Annotated in this window: 12 protein-coding genes and 2 pseudogenes; 7 read left to right on the top strand and 7 right to left on the bottom strand. The window is 74.7% G+C overall.

The features are described from left to right. The first annotated feature begins 7 nt into the window (after positions 1–7). The 4 genes from ABZ576_RS05270 (at position 8) to ABZ576_RS05255 (ending at position 4,571) form a co-directional block, all read left to right on the top strand. Positions 8–658, top strand: coding sequence for a LysE family translocator (locus tag ABZ576_RS05270; protein ID WP_360735981.1), 651 nt, complete (start codon positions 8–10; stop codon positions 656–658). Between the two features lie 93 nt (positions 659–751). Continuing rightward, positions 752–1,420, top strand: coding sequence for a pyridoxal 5'-phosphate synthase (locus tag ABZ576_RS05265; RefSeq protein ID WP_360735979.1), 669 nt, complete (start codon positions 752–754; stop codon positions 1,418–1,420). A gap of 231 nt (positions 1,421–1,651) precedes the next feature. Beyond that, on the top strand, positions 1,652–3,253 hold the full coding sequence (locus ABZ576_RS05260; RefSeq protein WP_360735976.1) for a subtype B tannase: 1,602 nt from the start codon (positions 1,652–1,654) through the stop codon (positions 3,251–3,253). A 133-nt stretch (positions 3,254–3,386) separates the two neighbouring features. After that, the gene (locus ABZ576_RS05255; RefSeq protein ID WP_360735974.1) at positions 3,387–4,571 is read left to right on the top strand and encodes an NAD(P)/FAD-dependent oxidoreductase; all 1,185 of its coding nucleotides are present in this window, start codon (positions 3,387–3,389) and stop codon (positions 4,569–4,571) included. A gap of 33 nt (positions 4,572–4,604) precedes the next feature. Here ABZ576_RS05255 and ABZ576_RS05250 read toward each other — a convergent pair whose 3' ends face one another. Then, positions 4,605–5,912 (bottom strand): MFS transporter, encoded by a 1,308-nt coding sequence (locus ABZ576_RS05250; RefSeq protein WP_360735972.1) that lies wholly within the window; start codon positions 5,910–5,912, stop codon positions 4,605–4,607. A 71-nt stretch (positions 5,913–5,983) separates the two neighbouring features. On the opposite strand from ABZ576_RS05250, the gene ABZ576_RS05245 reads away from it, so the two are divergent. Then, positions 5,984–7,009, top strand: coding sequence for a helix-turn-helix domain-containing protein (locus ABZ576_RS05245; protein ID WP_360735969.1), 1,026 nt, complete (start codon positions 5,984–5,986; stop codon positions 7,007–7,009). On the opposite strand, the pseudogene ABZ576_RS05240 reads toward ABZ576_RS05245, so the two are convergent. The 4 genes and pseudogenes from ABZ576_RS05240 to ABZ576_RS05225 all read right to left on the bottom strand — a co-directional run bounded on the left by ABZ576_RS05240 (position 6,911) and on the right by ABZ576_RS05225 (position 10,557). After that, positions 6,911–8,176, bottom strand: a pseudogene (locus ABZ576_RS05240) (MFS transporter). The gene ABZ576_RS05245 and the pseudogene ABZ576_RS05240 overlap by 99 nt on opposite strands. A gap of 592 nt (positions 8,177–8,768) precedes the next feature. Further along, the gene (locus ABZ576_RS05235) at positions 8,769–9,242 is read right to left on the bottom strand and encodes an ATP-binding protein (RefSeq protein ID WP_360736656.1); all 474 of its coding nucleotides are present in this window, start codon (positions 9,240–9,242) and stop codon (positions 8,769–8,771) included. A 581-nt stretch (positions 9,243–9,823) separates the two neighbouring features. Then, positions 9,824–10,014, bottom strand: a pseudogene (locus ABZ576_RS05230) (acyl-CoA dehydrogenase family protein); the annotation flags it as partial. Between the two features lie 39 nt (positions 10,015–10,053). Beyond that, on the bottom strand, positions 10,054–10,557 hold the full coding sequence (locus tag ABZ576_RS05225; RefSeq protein WP_360735967.1) for a LysR substrate-binding domain-containing protein: 504 nt from the start codon (positions 10,555–10,557) through the stop codon (positions 10,054–10,056). Between ABZ576_RS05225 and ABZ576_RS05220 the strand changes: the two genes are divergently transcribed. Both ABZ576_RS05220 and ABZ576_RS05215 read left to right on the top strand, forming a co-directional pair. Further along, the gene (locus tag ABZ576_RS05220; protein WP_360735964.1) at positions 10,546–11,202 is read left to right on the top strand and encodes a flavodoxin family protein; all 657 of its coding nucleotides are present in this window, start codon (positions 10,546–10,548) and stop codon (positions 11,200–11,202) included. The genes ABZ576_RS05225 and ABZ576_RS05220 overlap by 12 nt on opposite strands. 186 nt (positions 11,203–11,388) lie before the next feature. Continuing rightward, positions 11,389–12,966, top strand: a complete 1,578-nt coding sequence (locus tag ABZ576_RS05215) for an alpha/beta hydrolase (protein WP_360735962.1) — start codon at positions 11,389–11,391, stop codon at positions 12,964–12,966. Between the two features lie 144 nt (positions 12,967–13,110). On the opposite strand, the gene ABZ576_RS05210 is transcribed toward ABZ576_RS05215, so the two are convergent. Both ABZ576_RS05210 and ABZ576_RS05205 read right to left on the bottom strand, forming a co-directional pair. Continuing rightward, on the bottom strand, positions 13,111–14,493 hold the full coding sequence (locus tag ABZ576_RS05210) for a zf-HC2 domain-containing protein (RefSeq protein ID WP_360735960.1): 1,383 nt from the start codon (positions 14,491–14,493) through the stop codon (positions 13,111–13,113). Then, positions 14,490–15,047: a sigma-70 family RNA polymerase sigma factor gene (locus ABZ576_RS05205; RefSeq protein ID WP_360735958.1), complete on the bottom strand. Its 558-nt coding sequence runs from the start codon at positions 15,045–15,047 to the stop codon at positions 14,490–14,492. The genes ABZ576_RS05210 and ABZ576_RS05205 overlap by 4 nt, the downstream gene beginning before the upstream one ends. Positions 15,048–15,097: the final 50 nt, after the last annotated feature.

Raw genomic sequence — 15,097 nt, 5'->3', positions numbered from 1 at the left:
CCCCAGCATGGACTCCGGGCTGCTCCTCTCCTTCCTCCTCGTCGACCTGCTGCTGGTGTGCGTACCGGGAGCCGACTGGGCGTACGTCGTCACCACCGCCCTGCGCGGAGGGCCGGTGGCGCGCGCGGTGGCGGGTCTGGTCTGCGGCTACGCCCTGCACACCGTCCTGGCGGCGGCGGGCCTCGCGGTCCTGGTGGCGGGTTCGCCCCGGCTGCTGACGGCCCTGACGGTGGCGGGCGCGGGCTACCTGCTCTGGCTCGGCTGGGGCGTGCTGCGCCGCCCGGCGGTCCCGACCGCGGCCGGCAAGGGGGCGGCGGCCGGCGCACCGGCGGACGGCACCCCGGCGCCCGACGGCCGGCTCTTCCTCGGGGGAGCCACGATCAGCGGCCTGAACCCCAAGGGCCTGCTCCTCTACCTCTCCGTCCTCCCGCAGTTCCTCACCCTCCACGGCCACCGCCTCCCCGTCCCCGCCCAGACGGCGGCCCTCGGCCTGCTCCACATGGCCTGCTGCGCGGCCGTCTACCTCACCGTGGGCACCCTCACCCGCACCCTCCTCTCGGCCCGCCCCTCGGCAGCCCGCGCGGTCACCCGCACCTCGGGCGCGGCGATGCTGGGCATCGGCGCGTTCTTGCTGGTGGAACGCCTGGCGATGCTCTAGGAACCACTGATTCGGGCAGATCCCGAGAAGGACCGCCGGGCACGGCGGTGCGGGGAGGGGAGTGAGGAGCGGACCGGCGGTGATACTCGCCCCATGGCACACAAGGATCTTCACGAACTCCTCCGCTCGCTGCGGGTCTGGGACTCCGAGGTCACGGAGCTGCGCCCCTTCGACCCGGAGACCGCCCCGCCCACTCCGCTGCCCCTGTTCACCGGCTGGTTCGCCGAGGCGGTGGCGGCGGGCCAGCCGGAGCCGCACACCATGTCCCTGGCGACCGTGGACGAGGACGGCAGGCCGGACGTACGGATCGTGATGCTGCACGGCGCCGACGCGGACGGCTGGTCCTTCGCCACGCACTCCACGAGCCGCAAGGGACGTGCGCTGAGCGCCCGGCCGTACGCGGCCCTGGCCTTCTACTGGCCGGTGCTGGGCCGCCAGGTGCGGGTACGGGGGCCGGTCACGCAGGCCCCGGCCGAGGAGAGCCAGGCCGATCTGCACGCGCGGTCCACGGGCGCGCTGGCCGCCGCGCTGACCGGCCGGCAGAGCGAGGAGCTGTCCTCCACGGCGGAGTTGCGGCAGGCGTCGGAGGCGGCCTGGCAGCGGGCCCGGGAGAACCCCGGCGAGCCGTCGCCGACCTGGACCCTGTACCGGCTGCGCCCGGAGACCGTGGAGTTCTTCCAGGGGGACGCGGAGCGGCGGCACGTACGGCTGGAATACCGGAGTTCGGGGTTCGGCTGGAGCAGGGCGCTGCTGTGGCCGTGAGGGCCGGCCGGAGGCTGTTCCGCCAGGCGGTCGCGGCGGTCCGGCCGCCGGCGTCCTCCGGGCCGCCCGCCCGCCCGTGAGTCCGCCCACCTGTGAGTCCGCCCAGAATCACCCGTAGATTGTTGACGATTTTGTCGGCACAGCCCTACGTTCGCAAGCACCAGGGCAGTACCCGGCGAGACGAGAGGCAGCACGGTGAAGCACAGGGCAGTGAGGCGGAGGACCGTCGTGATGGGCATCGGCGCCACCGCCGGTGCGGCGGCAGCGGGCGGCATCGCCCTGAACGCACAGGCGTCGGACGGCTCGGCCGCGTCGTCGTCCGCGGACCCGCTGGTGTTCGACCCGGACGCGTACACCAGGCTCACCACGACCGTCACGGACACCAAGGGCACCCAGCACTCCGTGACCTACCACTTCTGGAAGGCGCTCACCTACGTCGCCCACCCGGTCGACGCGACGTACCAGAGCCTGAACGTCAGCGTCCCGGTCGAGATCGACGGCACCGCCGTGGACGCCTCCGACGCGCCGATCCTGTTCGCGAACTCCGTGGGCGGCTACATGCCGTCCTCGGTGGCCGGCGCCACCGGTGTCGGCGGCGGGGGCATGGGCGGCGGGGGCGGCATGCCGGGCGGCACGCCGGGCGGCACGCCCTCCGGCAGCCCCTCGCCGGCCGCGTCCGCCCCGGGCGCCAACGGCAACACCAACGCCACCGGCGGCGCCCTCGCCACCAACCAGCGGCTGGCCCTGGCCGCCGGGTACGTCGTGGTCGAGCCGGGCGCCCGGGGCCGTACGCTCAAGGACACAAGCGGCACGTACTACGGCGTCGCACCCGCCGCGATCGTCGACCTGAAGGCCGCCGTGCGGTACGTGCGGTCCAACAAGGGCCGCATCCCCGGCGACACCGACCGGATCGTCTCCGCGGGCACCAGCGCGGGCGGGGCCCTCTCCGCGCTGCTGGGCGCCTCCGGCGACAGCCCGCTGTACGCCTCCCGCCTGGCGGAGCTGGGCGCCGCCGACGCCTCCGACGCGGTCTTCGCCGTCGGCGCCTGGTGCCCGATCACCGACCTGGAGCACGCCGACGGCGCCTACGAGTGGAACTGGGGCGGCAACGCGACGCAGTCCACCGGCACGACGGTCGACCGGACCGTCTCCGGCCGGCTGCGGGCGCTGTTCGCGGAGTACCAGGCGTCCCTGGGGCTCAAGGGACTCGGCGGCTTCGGCCCGCTCACCGCCCGCAACTACGACGACTACCTCCTCCGGCAGTACCTGGAGCCGTCGGCGACCGCGTACCTCGCCGCGCTGCCGGACGCCGACCGCACGGCGTACCTGGCCGCGCACACCTTCCTCCGCTGGGACGGGAAGAAGGCCGCCTTCTCCTGGGACGGCTTCCTCGCCCACGTCGGCACCCGCAAGAAGACCGCCCCGGCCTTCGACGCCTTCGACCTGTCGACCGGCGAGAACAACCTGTTCGGCGCGGGCACGACCGCGGCCCGCCACTTCACCGAGTACGGCCTGGCGCACGACACCACGGGCACCGGCGGCAAGCGGCTCGACGCCGACGTCCCGGAGCTGCTGCGGCTGATGAACCCGATGTACCACCTGGTGCGCAAGCCCAACCCGCACCGCTCGAAGCACTGGTGGATCCGGCTCGGCACCAAGGACACCGACACCTCGCTGACGGTGTCCGCGAACCTGGCCGCCGCCGCGGCGGGCCTCGGCGACGACGTGAACCACCTCTACTACTGGGACCAGGGACACGGCGCCAACACCGACCCCGGCGACTTCATCGCCTGGATCGCGAAGGTCACCGGCCACCGCACCGGGCGGCGGTAGGAGGCGGGCGCCCCGGGCCCGGCGCGCCTTCTTCACACCCCGGACGCCGTTCCCGTACAGGCGTGACCAATCCGCAACCAATTCCGGTCTTGACCGAGACCCATCAAGCGGGTGGGTGATTACGCTCCCGCTCATGGCCGTCTCCCGTTCCGCCCCCGTGCACCTCTCGCCCACGCCCGCGGACCGCCCGGTCTACGTGATCGGCGCCGGCCCGGGCGGCCTCGCCGTCGCCCAGGCGCTGCGGGCACGGGGCGTACGGGCGGTGGTCCTGGAGAAGTCCGCGGCGGTGGGGGCGTCCTGGCGCCGGCACTACGACCGGCTGCACCTGCACACCACCCGGCGGCTGTCCGCGCTGCCCGGCCTCGCCATGCCCCGGAAGTTCGGGCGCTGGGTGTCCCGGGAGAACGTGGTGCGGTACCTGGAGAAGTACGCCGAGCACCACGAGCTGGAGATCGTCACCGGTGTGGAGGTGCACCGCGTCGAGCGGACCGAGGACGGCACCGGCTGGCTGCTGCGCGCCTCCGGCGGACGGGAGCTGACCGGCAGCGCGGTGGTCGTCGCCACCGGGTACAACCACACCCCGCACCTGCCCGACTGGCCCGGCCGCGAGGGGTACGAGGGCGAGCTGCTGCACGCCGGCGCCTACCGCGACGCCGGGCCGTACCGCGGCCGTGACGTGCTCGTCGTCGGGATCGGCAACACGGGCGCGGAGATCGCCGTGGACCTGGTGGAGGGCGGGGCCGCGCGGGTGCGGCTGGCGGTGCGCACCGTGCCGCACATCCTGCGCCGGTCGACCCTGGGCTGGGCCTCCCAGTACTCGGGCGTGCTGGTCCGGCGGCTGCCGGTCCGGCTCGTGGACCGGCTCGCGGGGCCGCTGGCGCGGCTGAGCACGCCGGACCTGTCCGCGCACGGGCTGCCGCGCCCGGACACCGGCCTGTGCAGCAGGGCGCGGCAGGGCGCCATCCCGGTGCAGGACGTCGGTCTGATCGACGCCGTCCGCGCGGGCTCGGTGGAGATCGTGGCCGCCGTGGAGGGGTTCGAGGACGGGAAGGTGGTCCTCGCCGACGGCGACCGGATCGCGCCCGACGCGGTCATCGCCGCGACCGGGTACGTGCGGGCGCTGGAGGGGCTGGTCGGGCATCTCGGGGTGCTGGACGAGCGGGGCCGGCCGGTGGTGCACGGCGCCCGTACGTCCGCGCGGGCGCCCGGCCTGTACTTCACCGGGTTCACCAACCCGATCAGCGGGATGCTGCGGGAGCTGGCGATCGACGCGGGCAGGATCGGGCGGGCGGTGGCCAAGGCCCTGCGCGCCCGGTAGCCCCCGAGCCCCCGTCCGCGCCCGGGCCCGGCGTCAGGCGACGGCGGGTGCCGGGGCGGCCGGGGCGGCGCGCCGGATGACCAGGGACATCAGGGCCGCCGCGGCGCACAGCGTGCCGGCGGCGTACCAGACGACGTCGTAGGAGCCGAAGACGTCCCGGGCGAGGCCGCCGAGGTAGGCGACGAGCGCGGCGCCGACCTGGTGCGAGGCCAGCACCCAGCCGAAGACGATGGCGCTGTCCTCGCCGTACTGTTCGCGGCACAGGGCCAGCGTGGGTGGCACGGTGGCCACCCAGTCCAGGCCGTAGAAGACGATGAAGAAGACCATCGGCGGATGGACGGCGGGGCCCAGCAGCATCGGCAGGAAGAGCAGGGACAGGCCGCGCAGGGCGTAGTAGACGGCGAGCAGCCGGCGCGGTTCGAAGCGGTCGGTGAACCAGCCGGAGGCGATCGTGCCGACGACGTCGAACACGCCGATGACCGCGAGCAGCGAGGCCGCCGTCGTCACGGGCATGCCGTGGTCGTGCTCGGCGGGCACGAAGTGGGTCTGGACCAGGCCGTTGGTGGAGGCACCGCAGATCGCGAAGGTGCCGGCGAGCAGCCAGAAGGTGCCGGTGCGGACGGCGGAGGAGAGTACACCGAGCGTACGGCGGGCCGCGCCGGTGACGGGCGGCGGCTTCGGCACGAACTCCCGTGCCCCGTACGGCTTCACGCCCACGTCGGCCGGGTGGTCGCGCAGCAGGATCCAGACGAAGGGGACCACGGCGAGCGCGGCCAGCGCGACGGTGACCGCGGCCGGACGCCACGCGTGACGGTCGACGATCCACGACAGCAGCGGCAGGAAGATCAGCTGGCCGGAGGCGGAGGCCGCGGTGAGGATGCCGCTGACCAGGCCGCGCCGCTCGGTGAACCAGCGGTTGGTGACGGTCGCGGCGAAGGCCAGCGCCATGGAACCGCTGCCGAGCCCCACCAGCAGACCCCAGCACAGCCACAGCTGCCAGGCCGCCGTCATCCACACCGTCAGCCCGGAGCCGAGCGCGATCACCGTGAGCGCGCCGGCGACCACCCGGCGGATGCCGAAGCGGTCCATCAGCGCGGCGGCGAAGGGCGCGGTGAGGCCGTACAGCGCGAGGTTGATGGAGACGGCCGCGCCGATCGTGCCGCGCGACCAGCCGAACTCCTGGTGCAGCGGGTCGATGAGCAGGCCGGGCAGGGAGCGGAAGGCCGCGGCGCCGATGATCGTGACGAACGTGACGGCGGCGACGAACCAGGCGCGGTGCACACGGCGACGCCGGGCGGGCGGGGCCTGGACGGGGGCTGCGGCAGGGCTTGTCTGAGTCACGTCGTCCAGCCTCCGGCAGGCGTACCCACGCATCGAGTGGCCCGGAGGACAGCATTCGTTACGATCGGGCCATGACGTCCACCGGGGCCTTCCGGCCGCACCGGGTCGCCGTCCTCGCCATGGACGGCCTGCTCCCCTTCGAACTGGGCATCCCGCACCGGATCTTCGGCCGGCCGCGGGACGCGCACGGGCGGCGCCTGTACGAGGTCGTGACCTGCTCGGTGCGGCCGCCAGGCCCGGTCGAGACGGACGCCGACTTCGCCGTGCACGTCGCCCACGGCCCCGAGACGCTGGCCACGGCCGACACGGTGGTCGTGCCGGCCTCCTACGAGCTGGGCCCCGTCTACGACGAGGGCAGGCTCACCGACGAGCTGGCCGCCGCCCTCGCCCACGTGCGCCCCGGCACCCGGCTCGCCTCCATCTGCACCGGCGTCTACGTGCTGGCCGCCGCCGGCCGCCTGGACGGCCGCCCGGCGACCACGCACTGGGCGGACGCCGAGCGGTTCCAGCGGATGTTCCCGAAGGTACGGGTGGACGCGGACGTGCTGTTCATCGACGACGGCGACGTGCTGACCTCGGCCGGCGTGGCCGCCGGGATCGACCTGTGCCTGCACATGGTCCGCCGCGACTTCGGTACGGCGGTCGCCAACGAGGTCGCCCGGAGAACCGTGGTACCGCCCCACCGCGACGGCGGCCAGGCCCAGTACATCCACCGCCCGGTCCCCGACCCGCAGCTGTCCACGACGACCGCCGCCCGCGCCTGGGCGCTGGGCCGGCTGCACGAGCCGATCCAACTGCGCGACATGGCCGCGCAGGAGGCCATGTCGGTGCGCACCTTCACCCGCCGCTTCCGCGAGGAGGTCGGCATCAGTCCCGGCCAGTGGCTCACCCAGCAGCGCGTGGAACGCGCCCGGCACCTGCTGGAGTCCACCGACCTGACGATGGACCAGGTGGCCCGGGAAGCGGGCTTCGGCACGGCCCAGTCGATGCGCCAGCACCTACAGGCGGCGCTCGGGGTCACGCCCACCGCGTACCGGCGGACCTTCCGGACCGGCGGGGGTGGCGAGCACCCCGGGCGGGTCGGCGCGCTGCGCTGACCGGCCGGCGTGTCTCTCGCCCCACCAGCCGACCGCCGTCAGCAGCAGGGTCAGGGCGACCCCGGCCAGGATCGCCGTGGAGGGCGCGGCGAGCGGCAGCAGGGCGCCCGCGAGGGAGCCGGTCGCGGCGTAACCGGCGCCGACGGCGGCGTACATGACGGAGTAGCCGGCGGCCAGGGCGCCCGGCGGGAGCACCTCGCGCAGGGACAGGTTGCGGGTGAGCATCGCGCCCGACTGGAGCAGTCCGGCCACGGCCAGCGCGACCGCCATCGCCCAGGCGGCCGGTACCACGGCGACCACGGTCACCGCGGCCGCCGTCCCCGTGATCAGGACCGCGCTGCGGGTGGCGAGCCGGCCCGGCCAGGGGCGCAGGCCGTAGACGAAGGCGCCGACGGCCGAGGCCACCGACATCGCCGTGAGCAGCGGGCCCGCCCAGCCGGGGCCGGTGCCGCGCTGTTCGAGCAGGGCGGGCAGGACCAGTTCGGCGAGGGCCAGCAGGGACAGTCCGGCCGCGCCCGTGACGTACACCGGCCAGGCGCGCGCGAGCACGCGCGCCCGGGAGGCGCCCCGCCCGTGCCGCCCGCCCTGCCCGTCCGCCGTCCAGCCGGCCGGCAGGAGCCACAGACCGGCGGCGGACGACGCCATCAGGGCGGCCTAGAGCAGCAGGGGCAGGTACGGGCCGGCGCCGAGGGCGAGGCCCGTGACGGCGGCCGGGGAGACGGCCCACACGCCGAAGGTGAGCATCGACTCGAAGGAGAGCGCCTGGGTCACCGCGCGTTCGGGGACCAGCGAGGTGAGCAGGGAGCGCAGCCCGCCGGGCGCCGCCGCGGGAGCGGCCCCGGCGAGGAAGGCGAACGCGGCGAGCAGCGCACCGGGCGCGCCGGGGAGCGCGCCGAGGCCCGCGAAGCCGGCGGCGCCGGCGAGGAGACCGGCGGCCAGCTGCGGGCGGGCCCGTCCGGGGTCCAGGCGCATGCCCAGCACGGGGGCACCGGCGATCTCGCCGATGACGTAGGCGGCGGCGAGGGCCGCGCCCAGCGAGTAGCCGCCGGGGCGCTCGCGGACCAGGAAGACCAGGGCCAGCGGGGCCATGGCCACCGGCATGCGGGCGCCGACGGCGACCAGGGCCCAGGTCAGGACCTGCCGGGAAGCGACATCGCGGTAGCTCATGCGTCGACGGTAGGGGGCGCCGCCGACAATCGCCGACCCGCTTTCCGCAGCCTGTGGACAACTTCTCGCCACCCCGGCCGGCGGGTTCGGAAGGCGAGCACCGCCCGCGTTCGAGGAGCTGTGGCTGCCGGTGCACGCCCCGCACCGGTCGAGTGGGGCATCCTCCGGGGGCGGGACGGGACGGGACGGGACGGAGATGCCGAGAGTTTGTCCACAGCCTGTGGAGAGACGAGGCGATACGCGTCCCGCTGCCGGCGAAGACCGGGCCGTTCCCGGGCCGTTCCCGGGCACGACGGGGACAGCGGTGGGAGCGGCGGCAGCGGCGGCAGCGGTGGCGATCCTGTGACGGCCCCGGAGGCGGGTGCGGCCGGCGGCGCGCGCCGCCCCCCACCGTCACGCGTGCGCGCCGCCCTCCGCTGCGACCCACACTCGGCGAGGGACACGCCACCCGGGCCCTCGCCGTCCCCTCGCGGCGAATCGACGCCCACCAGACTGATCAGCGGCCCGGGGAACGTCAACGCCGGTGCCGGTACGGGTGGTGACACCGCGCTCGCGCAGGGGCGCACGGCCGGCGCACCGGCGGAGCGGACCGCTACACCGCTTCGAAGGCGAAGTCCTCGTACGCGGCCGGCCCGCCCCCGTACGCCGTCGCCGCGCCCTGCCGGGGCTGCGAGCAGCGGTCCAGCTCGCACCAGATGCTCTTGCCGGCGTCCTCGGGGCTCCAGCCCCAGCGGTCGGCGAGACAGTCCACGAGGGCCAGACCCCGGCCGCCGGTGGCGTCACTGCCGGCGCAACGGGGCACGGGCGCACGGGAGCTGGCGTCGGCCACCTCCACCCGAACCGTGGCCGACGTGCCGCTCCCGGCCGCCGGCCCCGGCAGGCAGAGCCGCAGCACCGCCGGCCGGCCCGTGTGCACCACGGCGTTGGTCACCAGCTCCGAGACGAGCAGGATCAGGGTCTCGGCCAGCGGCTCGTCGGCCGTTATCCCCGACCCCGCGAGCCGCGAGCGGGCCCACCTCCTGGCTCGCCCCACCTCCGCGGGGTCGGGCCGGATCTCCAGCTGCACTTGAAGCACCTGCACCGCTCACACCATCCGAACCGGCGGATCCATGGCCCCGTGCCGCCCGACCGCCACGGCGTCAGCCGCGGCGACGGTCACGACGAGGGCCACGATCGTAGCCATTCTCTGCATGGCCAGAACAACGGCCAGAGCAGGGGTCACGGAACGTGACTCCCTTGCGACACAGCATGGTTGACGTACAGTCACCCCAACAAGCGCTTCGGGCATATTCCCGCGTGAAGGAGTACGCGTGAGGCATACTGTGCGACGCGCATGCCGGGGAGTCGAACAGGCGGGGTCGAGGACCCCGATCGCCCTGCGAGCTGCGGTGCGCACCGCACGGCCCGGCACCGCCCCAGGGGCACCGCCGGCTCGGCTCGTACGCGCGGCCACTCGCATCCCACACAAGGTACCGGAGCGGACACCCGACTCCAGGCCGTGACGAGTCTCACGAAGGACACAACCCGGTATCGACGCTCCGTGATTCCGGTACGCCACGATCCGCGACATCGAAGGCCAAGGCTTTCCGGGCATCACGGTCCAGAACGCCCCGGGCGACTCGGCCGGCCCGGCACGGCGGCGGGCCACCGGGCGGCGGCGACCTCGGCGGGGTCGGCCGTGAGGCGGCGGCGTGGACGGCGGCGCGCGCGGTCCCGGCCCGCACCAGCGGGTCCACGCGGAGGTCCAGGACGGCCCGCGAGGCGCCGATCGGCCGCCCGAACTGCTCACGCGCCCGGGCGTGTTGTGCGGCCGGCTCGCACATCCGTCCGGCCGTGCCCGGTGCGTACGAGCCGTGCGAGCGTTCCTCACGCAGCGCTCAGCGACCGCCGGCCACCGACTGCGCCGAGGCGTGCAGCAGCAGGTCGCGCAGTGCCCTTGCGGTGTCCGACGGCTCGGCCGGGGTGAGCACGACCTGGTCGACGGTGGTCGAAGGGCCGGTGAGGGGGATGACGCGCAGACCGGGCGGCTGGTGGTCGAGCGCCGATCCGACGGTGATGCCGATGCCCGTACCCGCGGCGACGTGAGCGGCGATGGCGTGCACGCTGTCGGCGGTCCTGATGATGCGCAGGTCGGCCCCGCCGATTCGGAAGGCGGACAGCAGGCGGTCGCAGAGACCGCTGTTGATCTGGTGCGGCCAGGTCAGCAGGCCCGTGGTGGACAGTTCGGCCGCGCTCAGCTCGGTGTGCCCGGCCAGCGGGTGGGCCGCGGGCACCAGCGCCATGAACCTCTCGGTGGACAGCACCCGCGCCGTCACGCCGGTGACGCCGCCGGTGGCCCAGCCGATGCCCAGCCCGATCGTCTCCGCTCGGTGCACGGACACACCCGCGTCCTGGCCGAGCACCTCGCCGACGGGGCACGGACGGTGCCGGGCGCCCGGGTGCACCTGGTCGAGATCCGGGCCGAGGACGTCACCGCGGGCCGCTGGTACGACGCCGAGGTGCTGGCGCTGCTCGACCGCTCCGACGCGATCGTCCTCGGCTGCCCCACGCTGATGGGCAGCGTGTCGGCGGTGTTCAAGGCGTTCATGGAAGCGGTGTTCACACCGTTCACGACGCAGGCGTGGAAGGACAAGCTGGCCGGCGGGTTCACCATGTCCGCCTCGCAGAGCGGTGACAAGCTGGCGGTGCTGGAGCAACTGGCCGTCTTCGCCGCGCAGCTGGGCATGCAGTGGATCGGCGTGGGCGACATGCCGGGCAACAACTGGAGCGGCGGCGACCGCGACGACGTGAACCGGCTGGGCTCTTGGCTGGGTCTGATGAGCCAGAGCCACGCCGACCTCGGCCCGGAGCACGCCGGTTCGCGCGGCGACCTGGTCACCGCGCGGCGGTACGGCGAGCGCATCGCCCGGCTGACCCAGCGCTGGGTCAACGCGGTGCCGTACGAGACGCCCCGGATGACCGAGCACGAGGCCCGCGCCCTGTCCGCGTCCGTCAAGCACGAGTTGGCGCCGGCCGCCGCCGAGTGACCTCGCACGAGCCACTTCTGCAAGACGTCACGGAGCCGGTCGCGGTTGTCCGACTCCGGGACCATTCGCCAGGACCGTAAATCCATCCCTGGGTGCAGAAATCCTGTCTTCCTGGTGGATTCGCCCAAGTCGCGCGTACGCGAGGGTGGGTGCCTTCCCAGTCACCCACCCAAGGACTCTCCTTCCGTGCGAAGCAGTCGAACAGCCCCCTTGCTGGCGGCCAGTGCCGTCGCCCTCCTGGTTCCCGCGCTCGCCCCGGCCACGGCGTCCGCCGCCGAGGACTCCCGGAACCAGTACTTCCAGCAGAAGCCGGCGTGGCACCGCTGCGACAGATCGGCGCCGGCCTCCTTCCAGTGCGCCACGATCAAGGTCCCGCTCGACTACAGCCGGCCGGACGGCAAGAAGATCGACCTCGCGATATCGAGGATCAAGGCGAGCAACAGGACGGAGCGCCGCGGTGTGCTCCTGCTCAACCCGGGCGGCCCGGGCGGTACGGGCGTCGACATGCCGCTCTACCTGGCCGGGGAACTGCCCAAGTCCGTGCGGGCCAAGTACGACCTCGTCGGCTTCGACCCCCGGGGCGTCGGACAGAGCTCCCCCGTCGGCTGCGGCCTGACCTCCGGCGAGCAGAACTGGGACCGGCCGTACAAGCCGCAGACGTTCGCCAAGGACGTGAAGTGGGCCCGGACCGTCGCCGACAAGTGCAACGCCAGGCAGGGCACCAAACTCCGCCACATCACCACCCGCAACACCGCCCGGGACATGGACACGCTCCGCGCGGTGCTCGGCGAGAAGAAGATCTCCTACCTCGGCTACTCGTACGGCACCTACCTCGGCGCGGTCTACACGCAGATGTTCCCCCAGCGCGCCGACCGGTTCGTGCTGGACAGCGCCGTCGACCCCGCCCGCATCTGGCGCGGCATGATCCAGGTCTGGGCGGAGGGCAGCGAGCCCGCCTTCACCCGGTGGACCGAGTGGACCGCCGAGCGCAACGCGAAGTACCGGCTGGGCGCCACGCCCGAGGCGGTCCGCAAGACCTTCTACGACCTGGTCGCCCAGGCCGACCGCTCGCCGATCGACCCGGACGGCATGCGGCTGACCGGTGACGACATCCGATCCGGCGGCCGGGCCGTCTTCTTCAGCGTGCGGGACGCCGCCGAGTGGGTCGTCGAGCTGAAGAAGGCCGCCGCGGGCCGGCCCTCGTCCCTCACCGGCCGGCCCAGGCCCGTGCCGGTTCCGCCGTCGTTCGGCCGTGCCACGCCCGAGGACAACGGCGACGCCGCGTTCTGGTCCGTGCTGTGCGCCGACACGCGCGACTGGCCGCGCGATCCCGAGCAGTACCGCAGCGACGCGATCCGGGACAAGGCCCGCTACCCGCTGTACGGCGACTTCGCCTCCAACATCAAGCCCTGCGCCTTCTGGAAGCAGACCGGCGGCGAGAAGGCCACCAGGATCGACAACAAGGTCGGCGCGCTGATCCTCCAGAACGAGTGGGACTCCCAGACGCCGCTGACCAGCGGCCAGGGCCTGCGCCGCGTCATGAAGGGCGCGAAGATGGTCACGGTCGCCGGGGGCGTCGGACACGGCGTCTACGGCACCAAGTCGTGCGCCGACAAGACGGCCACCACCTACCTGACCACCGGCAGGCTGCCGGCGAAGGACATCACCTGCCAGGCCCCGCCCGCGGCGGGAGAGCGCAGTGGCGTCAGCCCGCTGCCGCTGCCGGCGGCTCCGGGCCTGCCGGCCCGGCCCGGCCGCTTCTGAGCCGGCGAACTCCCCGTGGGGCCCGCCGTCCGGCAGGCCCCACGACCAGCCGGGGACGCCGTCCGGCAGGCCCCACCACGGGCCGGGGACGCCGTCCGGCAGGCCCCCCACGGGCCGGGGGCGCCGTCCGGGCGGCCGCGCCGCTCACATCCGGCTGAGGTTCGCCGCCGCGTACAGCACGTCCCTGATCGCCTGCCGGTCGCCGTCCTGGCCCGCCGCCGCGTCCTCCGGGGACACGTGGCCCGCGGCCAGCCGGCAGAACTCCACGCCGTCCAGGGCCACATGGGCCACCTCGAACTCCGTGGAGCCCACCGCGGCGGGTGAGTCCAGCGGGATCAGCCACTCCCCGCCGGCCGCGCCCTCGATCTCCAGGCGCAGGCTGCGGCCGGGCGCACCGGCCGGGACCAGGTGCGGTGTCCGGCCGCCCGGCCCGGACAGGCCCGCGCGGCGGCGTGCCGCGAGGGCCGTCGGCAGCAGCCGCGCCGCGAGCTCGATCATCTGGTTGAGGTGACGCGGCGCCGGCGGCTCGTAGGGGTAGTCCACCGCCTCCGCGATGTCCTCGGCGTGCGCCCAGCACTCGAAGGCGCGGTCCAGCATCGCGTCGTGCAGCGGAAGGGCGAAGTCGCCGTAGGACACCTCCAGTCCGCCCGCCCGGCTGCCGGTGAAGGACGCCGTGCGCACCAGGCCGTGGCTCTGCTCCCGCCAGGGGCCGCGCACGGGGTGAGCCGCGGCGGCGGTGCCCCCGCCCGCGGGGCCGGGCAGGTCCGGCGGGGCGTGCGAGGCCCGCCAGAACGCCTCGGTGCGGCCGGCCGGGTCCATGGCGCCCGGTTCGGCTCCGCCCGCCCCGGCCAGCGGATCGTCCAGGCCGAGCGCCACGGCCACCAGTCCGTCCACCGCCAGCAGGTGCGCGATCACCCCGGCGACGGTCGTGTCACGGCCGGTCGCGGTGTCGCCCTCGAACCACCGCAGCCGGACCGGCGCGTGCCACTCCGCGTCACCGAAGTCCTGGAGCAGCGCGTCCAGTCGCGCGGTCTCGGCGTCGTACGGCGCCGCCCAGCCGGGCACCGGGATGCGCGGCGGCCGGCGGGTCAGACAGCCGTTGAGGACCCGGGTACGCAGCCCGGGATCCAGGTCCAGGCTCTCCGGCTGGTGCAGCAGGCCGACCGCCTCGCGCAGCCGGCGGGCCTCGTCGGCGCAGCCGCCGCAGCCGCCCAGGTGTTCCTCCACGGCCGCCGCCTCCGCCGCCGAGCAGGCGGCCAGCGCCCAGGCGCCGAGCAGCGACTTCAGGACATCGTGGGACAGGTCGAGCGGCACGGGTGCGAGGTCCCCCAGGTCGGCGAGGTCGGGCAGCGGGAGCCCGCTGTCCTCCACGGAGGCGCGGGGCGTCGGGATGCGCGGCGAGGGCGCCGGGCCGGACGCGCCGGGGCCGCACGCGGCGTCGCCCGCACCGCCGCCCCGCCCGGAACCGGCCGCCCCGCCGGGCCCGTCGGACCCCTCGGGTCTCTCGCGCCGGCTCGCCCCGCTCACACCGCACCCCGGTATCCCGGCGGTGTCCCGGTGTCGTGGGCGGTGGACAGCAGCTGGAGGCCGAGGCGGAGCCTGCGGCGGGCCTCGTCCTCGGTGACACCGAGGTCGGCCGCGGTCTGGCGGTAGTCCCGGCGCTGGAAGTAGGCGAGGTCCAGGGCGGCGCGCAGCGGGGCCGGCATGGAGTTGACGATGTAGTCGGCGCGGGCGGCGACCGAGGCGCGGCGGACCGTGCTCTCCAGCTCCTCCCGCCGCGGCTGTTCCCGTTCCTCCCGGTCGCGCAGCCGCTGCACGGCGAGCCGGTGGGTGACGGCGGCGAGCCAGGAGCGCAGCGGGCCCTGCCTGGCGTCGTAGCTCTCGGGGTGCTCCCAGACGTGCGTGAAGACCTCGCGGGTGACGCCGTCGGCGGCCTGCTCGTCGCCGAGGACGCGGTGGGCGAGGCTGTGCACGAGGGAGGCGAACCGGTCGTACAGCTCGCCCAGGGCGGCCGCCTCACCGCGGGCGAGGCGCTGCTGCATCTTGCGGTCCCAGCGGGGCGGTACGTCCGTCCTGGCCATGCGGCCCCCTCCCCTCGTCGTGTCCGGCCCGTCCAGCCTGTCGGTCCTGC

It is taken from the genome of Streptomyces sp. NPDC013455, assembly GCF_040632975.1.
Classification (GTDB): domain Bacteria; phylum Actinomycetota; class Actinomycetes; order Streptomycetales; family Streptomycetaceae; genus Streptomyces.
Note: the sequence above shows the minus strand (reverse complement) of the source record. Positions and strands in the feature narration are given on the sequence as shown.